This window comes from Halapricum salinum (assembly GCF_004799665.1).
GTDB classification, from domain to species: domain Archaea; phylum Halobacteriota; class Halobacteria; order Halobacteriales; family Haloarculaceae; genus Halapricum; species Halapricum salinum.
Genome location: NZ_CP031310.1, coordinates 1558314 through 1578109 on the forward strand (window position 1 = coordinate 1558314; position 19796 = coordinate 1578109).

Annotated in this window: 20 protein-coding genes; 9 read left to right on the forward strand and 11 right to left on the reverse strand. The window is 65.1% G+C overall.

Annotated features, from left to right (window positions below):
* Positions 1–3: 3 nt before the first annotated feature.
* The 4 genes from ftsZ (at position 4) to DV733_RS07940 (ending at position 2948) form a co-directional block, all read left to right on the forward strand.
* On the forward strand, positions 4–1218 hold the full coding sequence (gene ftsZ / locus DV733_RS07925) for a cell division protein FtsZ (RefSeq protein ID WP_049995210.1): 1215 nt from the start codon (positions 4–6) through the stop codon (positions 1216–1218).
* A gap of 165 nt (positions 1219–1383) precedes the next feature.
* Complete coding sequence (locus DV733_RS07930) at positions 1384–2412, forward strand: hypothetical protein (RefSeq protein WP_049995209.1); 1029 nt, start codon at positions 1384–1386, stop codon at positions 2410–2412.
* Positions 2409–2657 carry a hypothetical protein gene (locus DV733_RS07935; RefSeq protein WP_049995208.1) on the forward strand — a complete coding sequence of 83 codons (249 nt, stop codon included), beginning with the start codon at positions 2409–2411 and terminating at the stop codon, positions 2655–2657. Before DV733_RS07930 ends, DV733_RS07935 begins: the two co-directional genes overlap by 4 nt.
* A 45-nt stretch (positions 2658–2702) precedes the next feature.
* Positions 2703–2948: a hypothetical protein gene (locus DV733_RS07940; protein ID WP_049995207.1), complete on the forward strand. Its 246-nt coding sequence runs from the start codon at positions 2703–2705 to the stop codon at positions 2946–2948.
* On the opposite strand, the gene DV733_RS07945 is transcribed toward DV733_RS07940, so the two are convergent.
* The 3 genes from DV733_RS07945 to DV733_RS07955 all read right to left on the reverse strand — a co-directional run bounded on the left by DV733_RS07945 (position 2945) and on the right by DV733_RS07955 (position 6017).
* Positions 2945–4234, reverse strand: a complete 1290-nt coding sequence (locus DV733_RS07945; protein ID WP_049995206.1) for an FG-GAP repeat domain-containing protein — start codon at positions 4232–4234, stop codon at positions 2945–2947. The two genes, DV733_RS07940 and DV733_RS07945, sit on opposite strands and share 4 nt — an antisense overlap.
* Before the next feature lie 70 nt (positions 4235–4304).
* Complete coding sequence (ncsA, locus tag DV733_RS07950) at positions 4305–5267, reverse strand: tRNA 2-thiolation protein NcsA (protein ID WP_049995205.1); 963 nt, start codon at positions 5265–5267, stop codon at positions 4305–4307.
* A gap of 51 nt (positions 5268–5318) precedes the next feature.
* The gene (locus tag DV733_RS07955) at positions 5319–6017 is read right to left on the reverse strand and encodes an alpha/beta fold hydrolase (RefSeq protein ID WP_049995204.1); all 699 of its coding nucleotides are present in this window, start codon (positions 6015–6017) and stop codon (positions 5319–5321) included.
* Positions 6018–6726: 709 nt separating this feature from the next.
* Between DV733_RS07955 and DV733_RS07960 the strand changes: the two genes are divergently transcribed.
* Positions 6727–7392, forward strand: a complete 666-nt coding sequence (locus tag DV733_RS07960) for a DUF7095 family protein (protein WP_049995203.1) — start codon at positions 6727–6729, stop codon at positions 7390–7392.
* A 21-nt stretch (positions 7393–7413) separates the two neighbouring features.
* Here the strand turns inward: DV733_RS07960 and DV733_RS07965 are convergent, their stop codons facing one another.
* Both DV733_RS07965 and DV733_RS07970 read right to left on the reverse strand, forming a co-directional pair.
* Positions 7414–8199: a class I SAM-dependent methyltransferase gene (locus tag DV733_RS07965; RefSeq protein ID WP_049995202.1), complete on the reverse strand. Its 786-nt coding sequence runs from the start codon at positions 8197–8199 to the stop codon at positions 7414–7416.
* A gap of 122 nt (positions 8200–8321) precedes the next feature.
* Positions 8322–9059, reverse strand: a complete 738-nt coding sequence (locus tag DV733_RS07970; RefSeq protein ID WP_049995201.1) for a TrmB family transcriptional regulator sugar-binding domain-containing protein — start codon at positions 9057–9059, stop codon at positions 8322–8324.
* Positions 9060–9135: 76 nt separating this feature from the next.
* Here DV733_RS07970 and DV733_RS07975 point away from each other — a divergent pair, with 76 nt between their 5' ends.
* Positions 9136–10659, forward strand: coding sequence for a hybrid sensor histidine kinase/response regulator (locus tag DV733_RS07975; protein WP_049995200.1), 1524 nt, complete (start codon positions 9136–9138; stop codon positions 10657–10659).
* 5 nt (positions 10660–10664) lie between these two features.
* On the opposite strand, the gene DV733_RS07980 is transcribed toward DV733_RS07975, so the two are convergent.
* Positions 10665–11531 (reverse strand): deoxyribonuclease IV, encoded by an 867-nt coding sequence (locus DV733_RS07980; RefSeq protein WP_049995199.1) that lies wholly within the window; start codon positions 11529–11531, stop codon positions 10665–10667.
* 238 nt (positions 11532–11769) lie between these two features.
* On the opposite strand from DV733_RS07980, the gene DV733_RS07985 reads away from it, so the two are divergent.
* Together DV733_RS07985 and DV733_RS07990 are read left to right on the forward strand one after the other, a co-directional pair.
* Positions 11770–12162, forward strand: coding sequence for a DUF192 domain-containing protein (locus tag DV733_RS07985; protein ID WP_049995198.1), 393 nt, complete (start codon positions 11770–11772; stop codon positions 12160–12162).
* 120 nt (positions 12163–12282) lie between these two features.
* Positions 12283–13836 (forward strand): (R)-citramalate synthase, encoded by a 1554-nt coding sequence (locus DV733_RS07990; protein ID WP_049995197.1) that lies wholly within the window; start codon positions 12283–12285, stop codon positions 13834–13836.
* A gap of 684 nt (positions 13837–14520) precedes the next feature.
* Here the strand turns inward: DV733_RS07990 and DV733_RS07995 are convergent.
* From DV733_RS07995 to DV733_RS08005, 3 genes are all read right to left on the reverse strand, one after another.
* On the reverse strand, positions 14521–15270 hold the full coding sequence (locus DV733_RS07995; RefSeq protein ID WP_049995196.1) for a class I SAM-dependent DNA methyltransferase: 750 nt from the start codon (positions 15268–15270) through the stop codon (positions 14521–14523).
* A gap of 137 nt (positions 15271–15407) precedes the next feature.
* Entirely contained in the window at positions 15408–17567 is a 2160-nt protein-coding gene (locus DV733_RS08000) for an alpha-amylase domain-containing protein (RefSeq protein WP_079979543.1), read from the reverse strand.
* Positions 17568–17651: 84 nt separating this feature from the next.
* Entirely contained in the window at positions 17652–18326 is a 675-nt protein-coding gene (locus DV733_RS08005; RefSeq protein WP_049995195.1) for an MBL fold metallo-hydrolase, read from the reverse strand.
* Positions 18327–18571: 245 nt separating this feature from the next.
* Between DV733_RS08005 and DV733_RS17665 the strand changes: the two genes are divergently transcribed.
* Positions 18572–18703 (forward strand): hypothetical protein, encoded by a 132-nt coding sequence (locus DV733_RS17665; protein WP_257217578.1) that lies wholly within the window; start codon positions 18572–18574, stop codon positions 18701–18703.
* A gap of 53 nt (positions 18704–18756) precedes the next feature.
* On the opposite strand, the gene DV733_RS08010 is transcribed toward DV733_RS17665, so the two are convergent.
* Positions 18757–19413 carry a MogA/MoaB family molybdenum cofactor biosynthesis protein gene (locus DV733_RS08010; protein WP_079979542.1) on the reverse strand — a complete coding sequence of 219 codons (657 nt, stop codon included), beginning with the start codon at positions 19411–19413 and terminating at the stop codon, positions 18757–18759.
* 36 nt (positions 19414–19449) lie between these two features.
* Complete coding sequence (locus tag DV733_RS08015; protein WP_049995194.1) at positions 19450–19776, reverse strand: carboxymuconolactone decarboxylase family protein; 327 nt, start codon at positions 19774–19776, stop codon at positions 19450–19452.
* Positions 19777–19796 lie beyond the last annotated feature (20 nt).

Below are 19796 nucleotides of genomic sequence, written 5' to 3' on the forward strand. Positions count from 1 at the left end.
CCAATGCAAGATATCGTCAAAGAAGCCCTCGAACACGAGGAAGCCGAAGACCGATCGATGGACGACGTCGACGGCGATAGTTTCGGTGACCCACGGATCGTCATTGTCGGCGCGGGCGGCGCCGGCAACAATACCGTCAACAGACTCTACAACATCGGCGTCGATGGCGCCGACACTGTCGCGATCAACACTGACAAACAGCACCTCAAGATGATCGAAGCCGACACGAAGATCCTCGTCGGCAAGTCCCTGACCAACGGACTCGGTGCGGGTGGCGACCCCAGTATGGGCGAGCGCGCCACCGAGATGGCTCAGGGCACGATCAAAGAGGTACTGGGCGACGCAGACCTCGTCTTCGTGACCGCCGGGATGGGCGGCGGCACGGGGACAGGCGCGGCTCCCGTCGTCTCGAAGATCGCCAAAGAGCAGGGCGCCATCGTCGTCGGCATGGTGTCGACGCCGTTCAACGTCGAGCGCGCCCGCACGGTGAAGGCCGAGGAGGGTCTCGAGAACCTCCGCAACGAGGCCGACTCGATCATCGTCCTCGACAACAATCGACTGCTGGACTACGTGCCGAACCTTCCCATCGGGAAGGCCTTCTCGGTGATGGACCAGATCATCGCCGAAACAGTGAAAGGGATCTCCGAGACCATCACCCAGCCGAGTCTCATCAACCTGGACTACGCGGACATGACTGCCATCATGAACAAGGGTGGCGTCGCCGTAATGTTGGTCGGCGAGACACAGGACAAGAACAAGTCCGACGAGGTGGTCAAAGACGCGATGAACCACCCGCTGCTGGACGTCGACTACCGCGGTGCGTCCGGTGGACTGGTCCACATCACCGGTGGCCCCGACCTCACACTCAAGGAGGCCGAGGGCATCGCCGAGAAGATTACCGACCGGCTGGAAGCCGACGCCAACGTCATCTGGGGCGCACGGATCCAGGAAGAGTACAAGGGCAAGGTGCGGGTCATGGCGATCATGACCGGCGTCCAGAGCGCCCAGGTGCTCGGTCCGACGACCCAGAAGCAGGCCGACAAGTCGCGCCAGGCTATCGAGGATCCGGACGACGTCGACTTCGACGCCAGCCAGAACGTCGAGGGTGACCTCGCCGGATCAAGTAGTAGTAGTCAGCGTAACTTCGGCGAGACCGACGGCGGTCGCAGTGACCTCGAACGCAACAACGGTCTCGACGTTGTCCGAACGGATCACTGAGAGCACTCGCGGCCGCCAGGCGTACTGACGCGCCGTCGGCCATCACACGCCGTCCACAGAACAGGGGTGGTACGGCGTGCCACTTTTCCATATTTCGCGGCCGAAAGCGAAGCTATCGTGTCAGGTATCGGTACGTTCATACTGTCGGATGTTGATCACGCGAGCATGTCGCACGAATCGATCGTTGCACAGTTCCGTCTCGGGCGACTCGAAGGCTGGCGGCTCGATTCGGCCGTCGCTTCGCTCTCGATACTCCTGCTGGTGGGGATCGCACTCGACGCACGAGCGCACGCCTCGGGACTCAGTTTCGCCGAAGAGGGGTTTTTCACGCCAGAACACGCGCTCTTCTACAGCGCGTTTCTCGGTATCGCGGGGGTCATCGGACTCGCGACGGTCGGTAATCGCTCGGCTGGCGCTGACTGGATCGCGGCTGTTCCGGTCGGCTATCGCGTCGGCGTCCTCGGCGTTCTGGTGTTCGGATTCGGCGGTGTCGGTGACTACGTCTGGCACAGCACGTTCGGCTTCGAACAGGGGACCGAAGTTCTGACGAGTCCGACCCATCTGATGCTGGCGGTCGGTGGTATCCTCTTTTTGTCCTCGCCACTCCGGGCCGCCTGGCGTCGTGACGGTGAGCCGACGCGCCAGGCGATGCTCGCAGCTGTGCTGTCTGGGGCGTTCACGTTCGGTCTGTTCGGCCTGTTTTCGGGGATTCTCAACCCGATCGCGAATCCGAACATGACAGAGCGATTTACCGTGTTCCACCAGCTCGCAATCGCCCAGCTCATGGTGTATCCGGGGCTGTTCGTCGGTGTCGGGGTCGCCCTCTCACGACGCTTCGATCTCTTTCCCGGGTCGCTGACGGTGATCTTCCTCGGTCCCGCCCTGATGGGGATCGCACCGAATCCCCAGAATCTGCCCCTGGTCGGTGCGGCCCTCGCTGCCGGCGTCGTCGCCGACGTGCTCGTTCAGGTAGCCCCACCTCGTGCCGGTCGTGCAGCACCGTTGCGGGTGTTCGGTGCGGCGGTGTCGCTCGCGTTCGCCGGCTCGTACGTGCTGCTCGTCAGGTACGTGCTCTCCGAGCCGCTGGCGCTGAGCGTCCATCTGTGGGCCGGCGTGATCGCACTGGCGGGGCTCGGCGGACTCGTCGTTACGTATCTGATCGTTCCGGACGCCGCTCGCGAGTCGACTGCATGAGACGAGTCAGTGTCCTCTCGGTGCTCGTCGTGGCCGTTCAGCCGACGCTCGCACACACGACTGAGACGGCCCACCACGAACCGTCGCCTCTTCCGCCAGTGATGTTTCTGGCCGGCGTCTTCGTTCTCGGGACTGCGGTCTACCTGGACTCGCGTGATGCGCTCGATCGATGGCTTGCCGATCTCGGTGTCGGCGTCGGTGTGCTGGCGATCCTGGCTGGAATCGCACTGCTGTTCGTTCTGTGACTCCAGATCGACACGCACATTCTCACGCGTATCTAACGGGGCTCTATGCGGCGACTCAGCACTATCGTGCTACTCATACTCGCGGTCCAGCCGGCACTGGGGCACACGACCGGGCAGCCCCACACGGAGACTTCACCCGTGCCGCCGGTGGTCTTGGCGGCCGGTCTGTTCGTCTTCGGGACGACCCTCGTGCTGGAGTATCGCGATCTGCTCTCGCGTCGACTCACGATTGCTGGCCTCGGCGTCGGCGTCGTCCTGTCGGGGGTCGGTGCCGGGCTGTTTTTGACCTAACTCACGCCCGTCTCACCGGATCCGTCGATCTTGTCGCCGTCCCGGTTCCGGAGGAACTCGATCTCGATCGTCCCGCCGATGTCGTCGAGATATTTGAGATCACCGTTGGCGTTGCCGACGTACACCAGCTCGGGCCGGTCGTCGCCGTCGACGTCTGCCGCGGCGGTCGGGGCCTTCTTGGCCTGTGGCGCGCTCGTCCCGGAGACGTCCCCACTGGTCACCGTCTCACCGCCGCCGTCGTCGACCAGCAGGATGTCGTTGCCGCCATCCACGACTGCGACGTGGGTCTGGCCGTCGCCGTCGAAGTCAGCGAGCGTCCCGGTTCCGATCCCGTTGTTCGAACCCGTCGAGACGCCGGTCGTCCGTACGCTCCCGCCGGGTTCGAGATACCGGAGCGTCTGACTGGCGTCGCCGAAGACGAGTTCGTCGGTCCCGTCACCGTCGATGTCGCCAGTACCGACGATCGACTGCGCGCCGTCGCCCGGTGTCGCGACTACAGTCGGTGATCCCGAGGGTGTCGCCCGGTAGATCGTGTCGTGATTCTGGTTGACAAAAAAGACCGCGGGTGGGCTTCCCTGCCAGCTCGTGACCGCCAGTCTCGTCTTCTGCTGGGCGACGTTGCCCGGGATCGAGCTGCTGTCAGCCACCGTGATGACGTCGCCGTCCTCGTCGACGACATTGACGTTCCCGTTGCTGGTGACGAACGGTAGTTCGGCGTTGCCGTCGCCGCTGACGTCTTCGCCCCGCGAACCGAGCCCCTCGACGGTGCCGGCGTCGAGGAGAGTGCTCACGGTCCCACCGTCGCCAGTGATCTGGATCACATCGCCATCGCGTCCGGTGAAGAGGGCGCCGTCGGGGAAGCCGCCGTTGGACAGTGGCGACCGGCCGGTCCCGGGGTCGACGTCGAACGTCTGGAGGGTGTAGGTGACGCCGTCGGCCGCGTCTTCGGACCAGACCACCCGCACCGTTTCGCGGCTCGGGTCGACCCGGACGGATCGCCCGGCTGTGAGCTCGCTCCCGGCCAGGACATCGGGAGTGGCGATCCCCTGGATCCGGAGCTGGTCGCCGTCGATTCGCTCTCCAGAGTGCATCCTGAGGACGTAATCGTCGCTCCCTTCAAGTGGTTCGAGCTGGAGGCTGGCTTCCGGTGCCGGTGGCTTGGTATCCGTCGCTCCGAAGATGAGGACGGCCGACAGTGAGACCAGCACGACGACGATCGCGACCAACAGCGTCGTCCCGACGACGGGCGAGAGACCGCGTCGCTCGCGCTGGCGGGCTCGGTACATCCGTTCGGTGTCACGAACTCGCGGTTGTTAGGACTGGTTCGTGGTTTCGCGGACTGAAAACGCCGTCCGGTCAGACCGCGTCGACGGCCTCGACCAGCGCACACTTCCGGCAGATGTCTCTGGCTGTACGGGCGCCACAGGAGTCACACTCCCCGAACTTCTCGTCGTCGCCACCGTAGGCCTCGGCCGCGAGGGCGGCCATCTCCTCGTAGCCGGCCATGATCGAGTGCCGAGTCCCGGGGTGGTCGTCTTCGAGGCCGAGCATGAGTTCCTGGATCTCTCCCCTGAATGCTTCCTCGGCGTGAGGGCACTCGGTGATATGAGCGGGGAGGTCTTCGAGGTGGGCGTACAGCGCCACTTCCTTCTCGGGGACGTCCCGGAGTGGTTTGGCACGCGGGACGTGGTGGTCCTGGTCGGTGCGTTCGTCGAGTGGCCCCAGACTGGCGTCGAAGTGTTTGGCCATCTGCTCGACGTTACCTTCGAGGAAGTTCATCAGTGCCGTCTCGGCCTCGTCGTCGAGGTTGTGGCCCGTCAGCATCAGGTCGGCGTCGTACTCTTCTGCGTAGCGTGAGAGGACGTCCCGGCGGAAGACCCCGCAGTACGCGCAGGGGGCCATGTTCTCGGGATCTTTCTCGACGACGTTGTCCATCTGGAGGTCGAATTCGTCCTCGTAGGTGACGACCTCGTGGCGGATGTCCAGATCCGCGGTGAGTTCCTCACAGGCGTCGAGACTCTCGTCGCGGTAGCCTTCGATACCCTCGTGGATCGAGAGGGCGATCATCTCGATCCGGGGGTCTTTCGCGAAGGTGTCGTCCAGAATCTTCGTGAGGACGACGCTGTCCTTGCCGCCCGAGAGGCCGATCACCCACGTGGTGGGATCGTCGGGCGTGGCGTCGTCGGGGACCAGGCCGTCCTCGCGGATGCGTCGGCGGACGCGCTTGTCGACGCTGCGGACGAGGTGCTCCTGACAGAGGTGGAGCCCGGAGTAGGCGGCGTGCATGACCGCCTCCTCGCCGCACTTGTCGCAGTTCATCACTCTTGGTTATCGTATGGGGAGGGGTGAGCGTTTCGCTTGCGGCCGGGGTTAGGCGAGCGCGTCGATTCCGTCTTCGAGCGCCGCCAGCAGCGTCTCGATGTGGTCCTCCCGCGAGCGCGAGGAGAACAGTTCGTGGCCGCCGTCGTACAGTCGGATCTGGTCGCTGTCGAGTCGGTCGCCGATGGCCCGCGTCGAGACCACGCGATCCGACAGCGAGCAGAAACAGGCCGCGTCCTCGCGAGCGTCCGGAAGCCCGCTGTGGGCACGTCTGACCGCGCGGATGAACCGTGGTGAGACCAAATCGGGAGCGTCGGCGATCTGCTGGGCGGTCGCGTGTTCGCCCAGCAGCTGGGTGTCGTCGATACTGCTCGGCAGGAATCGGCGGTCGGTCGGGAGTTTCGCGAGCAGATCGAGCAGGGGGCTTTCGGTCGCCGGCGGGAACCCCCACCAGGGGCTCAGGTAGGTCGTGGTCCGGGCGTCGAGGTCGGCGTGGGCCACGGTGAGGCCGCCGGCGCTGTGGGCGAGGACTGCGGGCTCGTCGAGGTCGGCAGCGTAGTCTTCGACGGGCCGGACCCACTCCCGGGTGACGTCGGTGACGTGGGCCGGGAGCGTGGCGGTGTGGACGTGGTAGTCGTGGCTGAGGTGGTCGAGTAGCCAGCGGACCGGGGCGTGACTGGGGCGGTTGCCCCAGCCGAGGACGAACAGTAGGTCGGGATCGGCGTCGTCGCCGAAGCGGTCGAACTCCATGGCCCTCGTTTGCGTGGCCTACAGAAAAGATTCTGGCTCGGACCAACCGCGATTGCTACAGACAACAACGTCTCGAAAGCCCTCACCACGATCGCACCGGAAGACGTTCCTGCTCGCTTCGCTCGCGCCTCCCGCACCCCCGGTCGCGGCTGTCGCCGCGAGAGCAAGCTCTCGCGAGCCCTGCGTCGCTTCGCTCCGCAGGACGCCGCGACACGCTTCCTGACCGCCCCGCGGTGGCCGAGAGTGAGTGCCACGACGACAGTCGTGGCCGAGCGTAGTGAGAGAGCGACGCTCTCTCGGACCTCGCGGTGTAACCGCGAGAACCCGGGGAAGGGCAGGCCTGCTGTGCGGTTCTGTTGCGGAACCTGGCGGATGAAAGGGCGAGGCTCGCGTGGCGGCAGGGAGACGGCGTCGCCGTCTCCATTCGAGGCGGTGAAACCGCCTCGCAGCCGCCACGTTTGAGGAGGTCGGTGCAACCGACCTCCCGCTGGCGCTGAAAGAGCGTCGCTGAGCGACCTCTATCCGAATCCAGTGAGGATATGTCGCTCAGCGGCCGCCAGCGAGTCGAGGGCTTTCCCGCGTTGTTGAACCCTGCTGTAACACCTCAGTCTCCTAGCCAGCGAGTGGAGGGCGTTCCGTGCTTGTTCACGTTGCAGTACCGACTACTTCGAGGAAATCGTTTTCCGGGTCGACCGCCCACACCAACCCAATGACCGATTTCACACGCGAGGCGGCCATCGACCGCGCCGAGGCGATCGTCGACGCGGTCGAAACGGAGCCGATGCCCGTGCCCGTCCGGGAGGTCTGGGTCTACGGCGACGTCGCCCTGGGGATGGACCCGATCGAGCGCCTGGACGTCTACGTGACCAAGGACATCCTGTTCGGTCGGGACGGCGACGCGGCCGAGCGCTTCCGGGAGAGCCACGGCGTCGAGGGCGTCGGCGAGACCGTCAGCGCCGAGTGGGCCGACCAGTACCCCGAGCACATCCGCACCAACCCCAGCGGCCACGTCGCCCCCGAGAAGTGCCTGGCGGCCCACCTGCTCGAGGACGACGAACCGATCCACCTCGAAGTCTGCAACGCCAGTTTCGAGGACAACGTCACCCAGCGCCTCCGCGGAGCACAGACCAGAGACAACTGGGAGCAACTACTGGACCCTCGCGGCGTCTGCCTGTGGCTGAGCGACGGCGAGGAGAGTCAGCGCAGCGACGACGCCTTCGAAAAACTTCGTAACGGTGAGCTGGTCTTCCCGACGCTCTCGGAGTCGTTGACGATGCTCGGTCTCGACGAGGGGCAAGCGAGCGAGGCCGCCGAAGCAGTCGAGGCCTTCAGACAGCGCCAGGACGGTCGTTCGGTCCGGGGCGACGTGGTGTGATCCCGAGTAACGACTGGCCTCTCACACGCGGCCGACGGTGACGTAGAAGGGGACGACTTCGCGGCGACGGTACTCTTCGGCTTGCATCTGCTCGACCACCGACCGGCCCATCTCGCGCCACCGTTCGCGGAGGCGTTCGTAGCTCTCGGCACTGTCGCCAGCGACGATCTCGGCGCGGTTGCTCGCCAGTCCGTCACCAGTCACTTTCCGGCGGGCGGCTTCCAGGGCCTGTTCGGAGTAGGGGGGTTCGACGGTCCGCTCGTGGTCGTACCGTTGGGTTCGAACGTCGGTGAGGCCAGCGTCCTCGAACAGTCTCCGGGTGTCTGCACCCATCGCCACGTCGGTCTCGACCCCGGCGAGGTAGTGCCGACGGGCGCGACGAGCCAGCGCGGGCTCTGCCTCGACCGTCGAGTCGACGGTGACGGCGCTGTTGTCCGGTTCGATCGCAGCGACCAGCTCCGACGACACCCGACACAACTCCTCGACGGCGGCCGCTGGCTCGGGGAGGTTGATCAGCAGTGCCTGACAGACGGCCAGATCGAAGGCGTCCTCATAGAAGGGGAGTCGCGTGGCGTCGCCGAGCACGCGCGGGGGGTCGAGATGAGCCAACAGTTCGGAGTCGGCGTCACAGCCGACCACGGATCCGGGCGTCTCCGCGCGGAGGACGCGCGTGAGTTCGCCCGTGCCACAGCCGACGTCGAGCACGCGCTCGCGGGTTTCCAGTTCGAGGTCCGCGAGCGCGTCGCGGCTGTCGGCCCACATGCCCTCGCGGGTGGTTTCGAGGTACTCGGCGCTGAACTGGCGCACATTCGGGGTAGCCGGCGTGGCGGCAAAAACGAACCGGGTTCGGGGTGGCTGCTGTAACGAGTTACCGCGACGACCGAACGCTGTCCTGTGATCGATGCGGGACAGACTTCCAGCGATCCCTCTCAGCGCTCTCGGAGCGTCACTTCGTAGCCTTCGACGTCTTCGACGAACGCACCGGGCCCGCCGACGGTCACGACGTCGTCGTCGGCCGTGCGGACGAAGAGGCTGTTCTCGACGGGAAAGGAGTTGGTGATCGGCGAGACGAAGCTCTGTCTCACGTTGCAGACAGCACCTTCCAGCGTCACTTCCTCGGTCGTTCCCACGTACTTGCCACGGACTGCCGCGTCGAGGTCACGACCCTCTCGGAGGTGCAGGGTCGCGTTGACGACCGTCGTCGGGAAGTTTCGGTAGGTCGCGGGGAGCGGATCCGGCTCGCCGATGTACTCCTCGGTGGCCCGGTTCCAGGTGTTCCCGATGACGGTGCTGAACAGGTGCGTCCGAACGAGCGGGTGGCTAAACAGGACGCCTTCGTCGTCGTTCAGCGGCTCTTCGAAGACCAGTTCGTTGGCACAGAGACCGTCGCGGTCGTCGGCCGTGCAGATGACCGACAGCGGACCGGCGTCCTCCCAGACGTGGACCACGCGAGCGACGTCTTCGAAGCGGTCGTCCTCCACACCGCTGGTCAGCAACAACACGAGCACGCCTCGGTCGAGCGCGTCTTCGAGCGCGGGTCGTACCCGATCTAGAATCGCGCTGGATCCCGAGAGGAGTAGCTCTTCGTCGGCGCTCTCGACGAGCACGCGGAGCGCCGACTCGGCGGCTTCGGGTGTGCTGAACGGCTCGAACCGATAGCTCGCCATACCCCTCTCTCGGAGCGAGTGGATAAAAAAGTGTGAGCAGTCAAGCTTTATCACACACAGACGTACACTAAGAGACATGACGACCGCGGCGGCCACGGTACTCGTCGTCGACGACACAGCGGCGGCCGCGGAGACGGCGTCGCGGCTCGAAGACGGACTCGACAGCGTTCGGACGGTGACTGCGGCGACCATCCCCGAGGCGATGGCGGTCGTCGAGACCGACGACATCGAGTGCATCGTCAGCGGCTACGAGATTCCCGACGCCGATGGACACTTGATGCAGGGTGGCGAGCGGTTTCTCAATGCCGTCCGCGGGTACGACGACTCGTTGCCGTTCATCTTGTTCACCGAAGTCGGCAACGACGCGATCGCCCGGAAGACGATCGCCGAGGGCGTCACCGACTACATCTGGCACTACGACACTGGTGCGGCCCACCAACAGCTCGTCGACCGCGTTCGGACGGCGATCGAGACTCGCCGAACCGAACGCCGGGCCGAGCACCTCCACCGCCTCAACGAGACGATGCGGCTCGTTCATCAGGGGGTCATCCGCTCCTCCGAATCCGGAGCGATCGACCGTGCGGTCGTCGATCGGATCGTCCGCCACGATCTCTATCGGCACGCTGCCGTCGGCGACGTCGACGACGGGACGTTTCGAGCGCGTGCGACCGCGACGGCCGAGGGTGTGACTGGCAGGTGCCCCTGGGCTGACCTGGCCGTCGAGGGGCCGATCGAATCCGTCCAGCGTTCCCCGATCGATGGGCACAGACTCGTGCTCGTTCCCATCGTCCACGACGAGGTCCACAGGGGTGTGCTCGCGCTCGCGACTGCGCGATCGGACGCGTTCGGCGAAACCGAACGCGCCGTCCTCAGAGACCTCGGCGAGACGGTCGCCCACGCCTACGAGACCGTCGAGACGAGGCGACGACTGGAGGCTCACGAACGCGAACTGCGCGAGAAAAACGACCGCCTCGATAGGTTCGCGAGCGTTCTCAGTCACGACCTGCGCAACCCACTTCAGGTCGCCAGCGGCCACCTCGATCTGCTGGCTGAGGACGTCGAGTCCGATCGCGTCGAGCGGATCGAGGGCGCACTCAGTCGGATGTCGGCGTTGATCGACGACGTGCTCACGCTGGCACGCGGCGATGAGCAGGGACTGACCGTCGAGACGGTCGCGCTCGGCGACATCGCACGCAGCGCCTGGGAGGAGATCGCGACCGACCACAGTTCACTCGACGTCGATTCCGCCGTCGAAGCGATCGAGGCCGACCGCTCACAGTTGCGGCGCTTGCTGGCTAATCTGTTCAGAAACGCGATCGAGCACAGTCCGGCTGGTCCTGAGGATCACGTTGCGGTTCGGCTCGACTGGATCGACGACGGCGATCGCCGCGGGTTCGCAATCGAGGACGACGGTGTCGGTATCCCGACCGAAGACCGCGAAGTGCTGTTCGAGCTCGGACGGACGACCGACGAATCTCACACCGGGCTCGGACTGGCGATCGTCACCGAGATCGTCGACGCTCACGGCTGGGAAGTCACGGCTACCGAGAGCAACTCCGGCGGCGCTCGCTTCGAGATCACCGGCGTCGAATCCGCCTGAGCAATCTACTCCCGCAATTCGCGAACGCGCTCGACGTTCCAGGCGAAACTCTTGCCGTCCTCGGTCGGAGTCTCGAGGACGTACGGACACCCGCGCAGCCCTTCGTGGTTGATGACGGCTTTCATGCCCTCCTCGCCGATGAGACCCTCGCCGACGTGGGCGTGTTCGTCCTTGTTGGTCCCACACTCGTGTTTGGAGTCGTTGAGGTGGATACACGCGAGGTTGTCCAGGCCGACCACGTCGTCGAACTCCTCGACTGTGTCCTCGACACCCTCGGCGGTCGAGATGTCGTAGCCTGCGGCGAACATGTGGGCGGTGTCCAGACAGATCTCCAGATCTTGCTCGGAGCGGTCGAGGACGCCCGCGAGGTGCTCGAATTGCCCACCCAACTTCGTGCCGCTGCCGGCGTCGGACTCGATCAAGACGGTGACGCTCTCGGGGATGTCGAGTTCGTCGAGTGCGCTGGCGGCGTTGTCCAGCCCGCCCTCGACGCCCGCGCCCGTGTGTGCGCCCAGGTGGACGTTGACGTACTCGATTCCTAACTTTTCGGCGGCGTCGACCTCCTTCTGCATGGAGTCGATGGACTTCTCGCGGAGGTCGTCTTTGGGCGTACAGAGGTTGACCAGATAGGAGGAGTGGATGACCCACGGGCCGACACCCTGTTGGTCGCTTCGCTCGCGGAATTTCTCGGCCTCGTCGTCATCGATGTTCGGATCTTGCCAGACCTGTGGGGAGTGGCTGAAGATCTGGCCGCAGTTACCACCGAATTGTTTCTGTCGAAATATTGCATTGCTAATATTGTTGTATGGGGGTGCCGCCTCGTCAGATGAGACTCTTGATCCGGAGATGGATGTGTGTGCGCCAATCAGCATATCCGTAGCAAATCGTTCGTCTGTCAAAGCCACTTCGATATACCGAACGTTTCTAACTCCCGAAAATAGGGGCACAAACGTCGATCGCTGGCGGAGTCTAGCTTCAACCGCGTATCGCGTCCAGCGGAACTAGCCCCCGATCGATTACCCCTCAGCCGACTATTCTGACGGGTTCGTATTTAAAAATAGACCCGCTACTGCCGACAGTGTTTTGCCCGCCCTCTACGATAGCCCGGCCATGCGTGTCGTCCACGAGTCGGCCGACGGCGAGGCTGTCCTCGCCAGCGACGTCGACGTCGCCGAAGGATTCGTCCAGACCTCGAAGGGCCTGATGTTTCGGTCGTCGATCCCCGACGACTACGCGCTGGTCTTCGAGTTCGATCCGCCCTCGGGGCTAGAGGCGAAACTCCCATTCACCCGAGACGACGCGGTCGCGCGGCGGTTCATCCACATGCTGTTCGTCCGGTTTCCGATCGACGTCCTCTGGCTGCAGGGCGAAGAGGTCGTCCACGTCAAGACGTTACGATCCTGGCTCGGTGTCGGGATGGGCAAGGCCGACCGAATCATCGAACTCCCGAAGGGGGCGGCCGAGGATGTCGACGTCGGCGATGTGGTCCGTGTTACCGAGTGAAGTGGAACCCGTCAGTTTAATTAACGAGAACAGCCTTACTGACGGTCACGATGTCGGATTTCCACGACACGGAGGATAGAGGAAGTCGCCACACGGCGGCTGGCCGCGAAATTCTACCCCATGACTGACGGCTCCGGCGACCGAGCGAGGCTGTTTGGCAGCGGCCTCGGAACGTCGCCCGACGACGTCGGCGTACAGTTTCTCGATACCACGCTACGCGACGGCGAGCAAGCGCCGGGTGTCTCGCTGACTCCCGAGGAGAAAGCCCGGATCGCACGGGCGCTCGATCGCGCCGAGATCGACGTGATCGAGGCCGGCAGCGCCTGTACCGGCCCCGGCGAACGCGAGACCATCTCCCGGGTCGCCGAACTGGATCTGGACGCGACGGTCACCAGCTTCGCCCGCGGCGTCCAGAACGATATCGACCTCGCGCTGGAGTGTGACGTCGACGGGATCGATCTGGTCGTCCCGGCCAGCGACCAGCACATCGAGGACAAGATCGGCACCTCCCACGAGGACAACGTCCGTTCTACTGTGGAACTGGTCGAGTACGCCACAGACCACGGCCTGTGGGTCGAGGTCATCGGTGAGGACGGCTCGCGGGCCGACCTGGACTACCTCGAAGAGCTGATGGGCGCGGCGCTGGACGCCGGTGCAGATCGGGTCTGCTACGCCGACACCGTCGGCCACGCCACGCCCGACCGCACCTTCGAGGCCGTCTCGCGACTCGCAGCGCTGGGGCCGACGAGCACCCACACTCACGACGATCTCGGACTCGCTGTGACGAACGTGATGGCCTCGTTGTCGGCGGGCGCGGAGATGGTCCACGGGACGATCAACGGGATCGGCGAGCGCGCCGGTAACGTCGCCCTCGAAGAGGTCGCCATCGCGCTCGATCACGGCTACGGGATCGAGACGCTGGCTCTCGAACAGGTGTACGACCTCGCGCAACTGATCGCCTCTGCCACGGGTATTCCGTTGGCTCCCAACAAGGCCGTCGTCGGCGAGAACGCCTTCACCCACGAGTCGGGCATCCACACCGACGGCACGCTCAAAGACGAGTCGATGTACGAGCCCTATCCCCCGGAGAAGGTGGGTAGGGAGCGTCGGCTCGCCCTGGGCAAACACGCCGGACGCGCGGGCGTAAAGGCCGCTCTCGACGAGCACGATATCGAGGTTTCCGAGGACGATCTGGCCGAGATCGTCGCTCGCGTGAAGGAACTGGGCGAGCGCGGCAAGCGCGTCACCGACGCCGACCTGCTGACCATCGCCGAGGAGGTCCAGGGCCGCGAGCGCGAGCGCCGCGTCGAACTCCTCGAACTGACTGCCGTTTCGGGATCGTCGGTCCCGACCGCCAGCATTCGACTGGAAGTCGACGGCGAGGAACGCGAGGAAGCCGCGACCGGGACCGGGCCGGTCGACGCCGCCATGCAGGCCGCCGAGGCCGCCCTCAGCCACACCGCGGATGCCCAGCTGGAGTCCTATCACGTCGACGCGATCACCGGCGGCCACGACGCAATCGTCACCGTCGAGGTCGAGATGTCCCGCGGCGACGACTACGTGACCGTCAGCGCCAGCGAGGCCGACATCACCCGCGCGTCGGTCGAAGCCATGGTCGACGCGATGGATCGCCTCGTCGCGAGCGATCCCGAGGCCGCGATCGCTGACGACTAGCAACCACTTTTTCTCGCTCGGGTGCTCGCTGCGAGCGCCCACAAGCGCTCGCGCGAGCACCACTTGCGAGAAAAACTTGGGGAAAAAGGCCGGAATCGCCTTCGAGGGCGATTCCGGGGGTCTGCGGAGTGCAATGACGTGGTCCGAGACGGCAAAGCCGTCTCGTCATCCGGAAAATCTTCGATTTCTCCGACAGACGCCGTCAGAGCAGTGCTCTGACGGAAAAACACGCCTTCGGCGCGTATGCTGGTCTCTACAGCAGGCCTGCCTTTCCCCGGGTCGCTCGATCACGCGCAGTTCTGCGCGCGATACTCGCTCCCGGCCACCACGGAGCGGTAAGGAAGCGTGTTCCGCGCGACCAGCGCGGAACCGGGGAGGAGTGGGGTTACGATAATGCGGTTGCGGTGCCTGGAGGACTGAAAGGGCGAACCACGTCTTCGAGCGGGCCGGCGGCCCGCTCGAATGGTCTGAGAGAGCTTTGCTCTCTCACTAGTCGCGCCGAAGGAGCGTCGCTCTGTCGGCCCTATCTGAGGGAGCGAAGCGACCGAAGATATCCGACAGAGCGACCGCGAGCGAGGTGAGGGCTTTCGAAGCTGTGTCTGCGGAACCGCACCAGACACCTAGCGAGCGAGGTGAGGGCGTTCCTGTATTCACCATCCTATCACTCGTTCTCAGCCCCGACCATCACTTCCGGAGCGTCCAGACCTGCGTCGAATCGCCGTCCCGGAGCGGCCGATCTTCGAAGTCACCCTGAACCGACCACTCCGAAAACGGCGAGAGGCGTGCCAGGAGTTCGACCTCGCGTGTGGGGAGCATCGTCAGGTCGTGCCCGATCGAGAAGACGACCTCGCCGTCGGCGGCGCGGAGTTCGCTCTCGAAACGGAACTGCTGGGCGACCTCGTCGACGACCCGCGATCGCTCCCGGTACTCGTGGGCCTTGTCGCGGTAGTCGACTTCGGTCGTGCTCCACTCGCCGTACTCCTCGCAGATGACGTCGAAACCCGGGACGAACACGTCGAAGACGAACGCACCGCCGGGGGCGAGGGCGTCGTAGACGGACTCCAGGGCCGCGAGCTGGTCCGCGACCGTCAGGAGGTGCTGGAACGTGTTGAACGGGCAGATGAGCAACTCGTAGCGCCGGTCGACCGCGAAGCCGGCCATGTCGGCCTGCCAGACCGTCGGGTCTAGATCCCGATCTACGGCCTTCTCCCGGAGCCGCGCCAGGGCGTCGGCCGAGGCGTCGAAGCCGTCGGCGTCGACGCCCGCCTCGAGCAGGTCGAGGTAGATCCGCCCAGTCCCGCAGGCCAGCTCCAGCACAGGTCCGTCGACGTCGTTCGCGCGGTCGACGTAGAACTCGGTGTCCCCGCGCTCGGCCAGGACCGGGAGGGCGTCGTAGAACTGTGCGTGCTCGCCTTCGTAGCCCTGATCGACCATCTCACGATCACCCTCTCGACACTCGATGAAACGTCTTCTGGTGGTCTGAGAACCATTCTCACCACTGGATCGGCCACTACGAAATTCTTCGTACGAGGTTCGAGTGACCTTCTAACCCCCCTATTTCCGGTCGAACTCTACTCCTCGTCGTCTCCTCGTCGCGCGGCGGCGAGGCCGGCACCGGCCAGCCCGGTGAGTGCCGTGACGGTCGTGAACCCGGGGCCGTCGCCACTCCCCGAGGGGGTCGTCTCCTGGTCGTCGTCCGTGGTCGTCGAGTCCGATTCGGTCGTCGTGGTCGTCTGCTCGGGCTCGTCTGTCGTGGTTGTCGGATCTGACTCCTCTGCTGACTCGACCACGACCTGCGTCGTCGTCGAAGCGTCCGCGGTCGATTCGCTGCCGTCGGCGACGGTCAGCGCGACCTCGTAGGTGCCCGGGGCGTCGAAGGTACGAGTCACTTCCTCTCCGGTCGCACTGTCCGTCTCGTCGCCAGTGAACTCCCACTGGTAGGACTGGATGTCGCCGTCCGGATCCGAGGAGGCAGACGCGTCGAAGGTGATCTGCTCGCCCACTGTCGGCTCGGATGGCGTGACGGAGAACTCGGCAGTGGGGGGGCTCGCGCTGCCGCCGAAGCCGTCTTCCCAGCCCTGATGGGTGGGTTCGAGCGTCGTGTGGTCGTGATTCTCGCCGTCCTCCCAGACGTCGCCCGATCCGCCGGCGGGGCCGCGACGGGTCTTCCACTCGAAGCGTCCCGGATCGTCGATCGTGACCTCCCAGACGCCGTCGTTCTCGGTTCCTTCGACGCCGCCGCCCCAGTTCGTTAGCGAGGACGTGCTCCCCGTGAAATACACCGACTCGTCCTCGGCAGTCGGGGCCTCGACACGGAGGGTGATCTGGGGGACCTCCCGCCCGATTCCGTCGGTGGGCTCGCCCTGTCCCGTCTCGGCGTAGAACACCCAGCCGTCGGCAGGGACGGTGATCTCGACCGAGCCGTCACCGGCGGTAGTGACGTTTTCGGCGTTGCCGGCGTAGTCGCGGAGTTCCTGCTCGGTCCACGAGGTCTCGACGGTCACCGTGCGGTCCGAATCGCCGTTGTTCAGCCCTGTGAGGAGGTTCCCCTCGCGCTCGAACACGGCGAGGTCCTCGTCGGTGTGTCGCCAGATGGTCTGGCCGCCGGCGAGGTTCTTCTTGACCCACACCGCGTTCATGATGTTGTCGTTTGCCAACAGATTGTCGGCGAAGAGATTGTACAGCATCGGATATCCTTCGCTGCTGAGCATGAACGCGTGGGCGAGTTCGTACTGACTGGGGGCCGCTACGTCGTGATTCTCGACGAACGGCATCGACTTGCCCGGATCCGTCGCGATCAGTCCGGCCCCTTCGAGACGGCTCATGTCGCCGCCGTCGAAGACGCCTTGCATCGTGTAGTACAGCGCGAAGTCGAAGACGTACATTCCCGGGCCGGTGTTCGCGTAGCCGCGCAGGTACTCGCGGTTGCCCGAATACACCTCGCCGACCCGGAACATCCCGTTGTCCGCGGCCCACTGGTTAGCGTAGTTCGCGAAGAACGATTCGGGCATGTGTTTCGCGCCGTCGAAGCGGTGGCCGTCGGCGCCGAGGCTGGCGATCTTGTCGACGTAGTTCTTCAGTTGCTCGCGGACGTACGCCTGGTCCTGGTCGAGGTCCCGGAGGCCGAGCAGCGCCGAGTTCTCGATGATAGACGGATCGCACTCGATCCGATCGGGATCCTTCGGTGTCCCGCCCGTCTCTCCGTTCTCGAAACAGCGGCTGTCACCCGAATCGAAGCTGTAGGCCCACTGCTCGATCCCGCCCTGATTGTGGAAGTGCTCGCGTTCGAACTGCGGGAAGGCGTCGGCGCTGGCGTTGGCCATGTGGTTCAGGACCGTGTCGACGATGACCTCGACGTCGTTATCGTGGGCCGTGTCGATCAGCGTCTGCAGTTCCGCTTCGGTCCCGAACGAACTATCGAAGTTGCGGTAGTCGACCGGCTGGTACCCGAGCGGCGGCTCGTTGCGGCCGCCCTGGTCGGACCAGTCCAGCATCGACTCGGCCGGTTGCTGGATCCAGATGGCGTCGAACCCCAGCGACCCGACGCGGCCGAGGTCGTCCGTGATCGTCTGCCAGTCCTCGTGGAAGTACTGGAGGGCGACCGACTCGCCCGCGTCCGCCGTTGCGGACTGTGCGAAGCCGACGCCTGCTGTCGCTGCGGCGACCGCTCCCCCGATCCCCTTCAGCACGCCCCGGCGTGAGATACCCGCCTGTGGTTCGGAATCTGCCATGTCTAGCAACTGTGAAAGTCCGTTGTATGAATCTGTGGTTTTGGGATTCAGGGCAGTTCGCCTGTTCGGACGGTTGCCGGCCCGCTACAGGCGGTCGGCCAGTTCCCGGAGTCGCCGGCTGCCGTTCTCGCGGAACGGGACGCCGTGGCCCATGGCGGCCACCTCGAAGTCGGGTGCGTCGTCGGCCAGCCGTCGGATACTCGCCCGGACCTGATCGGTGTCTTCGCTCAGCGCCCAGGGTGAGGCTTCGAGTCGGCCGCCGGATTCGCGGACGAGGTCGCCGAGAAACGCGACTGAGAGGGATTCGCTGACGTAGCAAACGTGCCCTGTCGTATGCCCGGGGGTGTGGTAGACGGTGAAGCTGCCGACGGTGTCCCCGTCGTCGAGTGGCTCGACGGGATCGGCAGGTGCAGAGAGCAGCGGGGCGGTGACGCGCTGGGAGAAACCCTTGTGGGTGCGCCACTCGGGTTTCCGGTCGCCAGCGATCAGTGGGGCGTCTGGTGCGCCGGCGTAGATCGTTCCGTCGAAACGGGGGAGTCGTCCGAGACCACCGACGTGATCGAAGTCGTAGTGGGTGACCAGCACTCGGTCGAGATCACGTGGGGAGTACCCGAGCTGGTCGAGTCCGCCGACCAGTCTCCGGTGGTCGTATGGGATCCCAGCGTCGACCAGCGTCACGGCCTCGCCGTCCTCGACGAGGTAGGCGTTCACCCCGCGGAGGTCGAACCACCAGACCCCGTCGGTCAGTTCTGTCACCATAGCTGGAGATAGGTGGGCCACTCCTGAAAAACTAGCTCCTGTTCCCACCGACTGGTGGACGGTTGGGCCGGTCTCTGCACGGTTGTCGGGTGCTGCCGTTTTTCGAGGCCACGTTCGGATAGCAGATTCACGCTATCGTTCGTGGTAGTCAGCCACACACGCTTATTACGGAAGATTCGAGACGAAAGACTCGCGCTTCAGCGCGGGGGGATGTTCACGACCAGGGCGCGAACGCGTTCGGCGGTGTGACGCTCGTTCCATCGGGCGAATTCGTCTTCGCGCCGTACAACGCCGGAACAATAGGTGTCTACGATTCGAACGCCCAGACCCAGAAACCGCGCGTGACGGCCGCCCATCCCCTCGTGAACAACACCTGAGAAACGGTCGCAGTATACTTGCACACCCGGCCGCCCCGGCCACGAGCCTCATCTCACTCTCGGGTCGCCAGCCCTGCCAGGTGGCCGGCTTCCGCGACGACAATCTCTTCGGCACCCAGTCTGGCGGCGTTTTCACTCCCTGGGAGACAGAACACGGGGACGCCGTCGGCGACCCCCGCGGTCGCGCGGGTCCCGACGACCTTCGTCCCGATCTCCTCGAAGGAGAGTCGTCGGAAGAGTTCGCCGAATCCCGGCAGTTCCTTCTCGAAGAGCGGCCGTACTGCTTCGATCGTCACGTCGTCTGGCGTGACGCCCGTGCCGCCCGCCGTGACGACGGCGTCGACGTCGCCGCGGCCGACCACGGCGTCGACGGCGGCTTGGACGTTGTCGTAGTCGTCGCGGACGACCTCTCGTGTGGCGATCTCGTGGCCCTCGGTTTCGAGTGCAGCCACGATCGCGTCGCCCGCGGGATCGTCCTTCGTCGTCCGGGTCGAGGAGACCGTCAGCACCGCCGCGCCCAGCGTCTCGACGTCGTGGTGATGATGATCGTGATCGGTGTGATCGTGTTCGTCGCCCTGCTCGTGAACTTCGCGGTCCTCGTCGCGGCCGTTCGCTTCACCTTCGCCACCGTGTTCGTCTTCGACCTGTTCGGTGTCGTCGCCGTCGTCGCTCACCCCGCGGGTGGTGTCGCGCTCCTGGAAGTCGATCATAGCGGTCGTTCGGCTGCAATCGGCAAAAAGGGCCTGTCACTCGGTTTCGTCGCCGATCCAGCTGCGGGCGGCCATCGCCTGCGGGAACCCCAGCGTCGGGATCGACAGCAGGGCGACGTGTTCGAGAGCCTCTGGATCGACGCCCTCTTCGAGGCCGCGTCGGACGTGTGAGTGGACCGCACCCTCCGATTCGGCCCCGATCGCCAGCGCCAGCTTCACCAGTCGTCTGGTCTCGCCGTCGATCGGACCCGCGTCGGCACAGGCCGCCCCGAGTTCGTTGTATTGTTCCCACACGCTGGGATGTTCGCGGGCGAGTTCGCTCGGTACTTCCGGCAGGTCGTCGACGTCTGGGTCGTCTACCATACACGACGGTTCGACGGCAG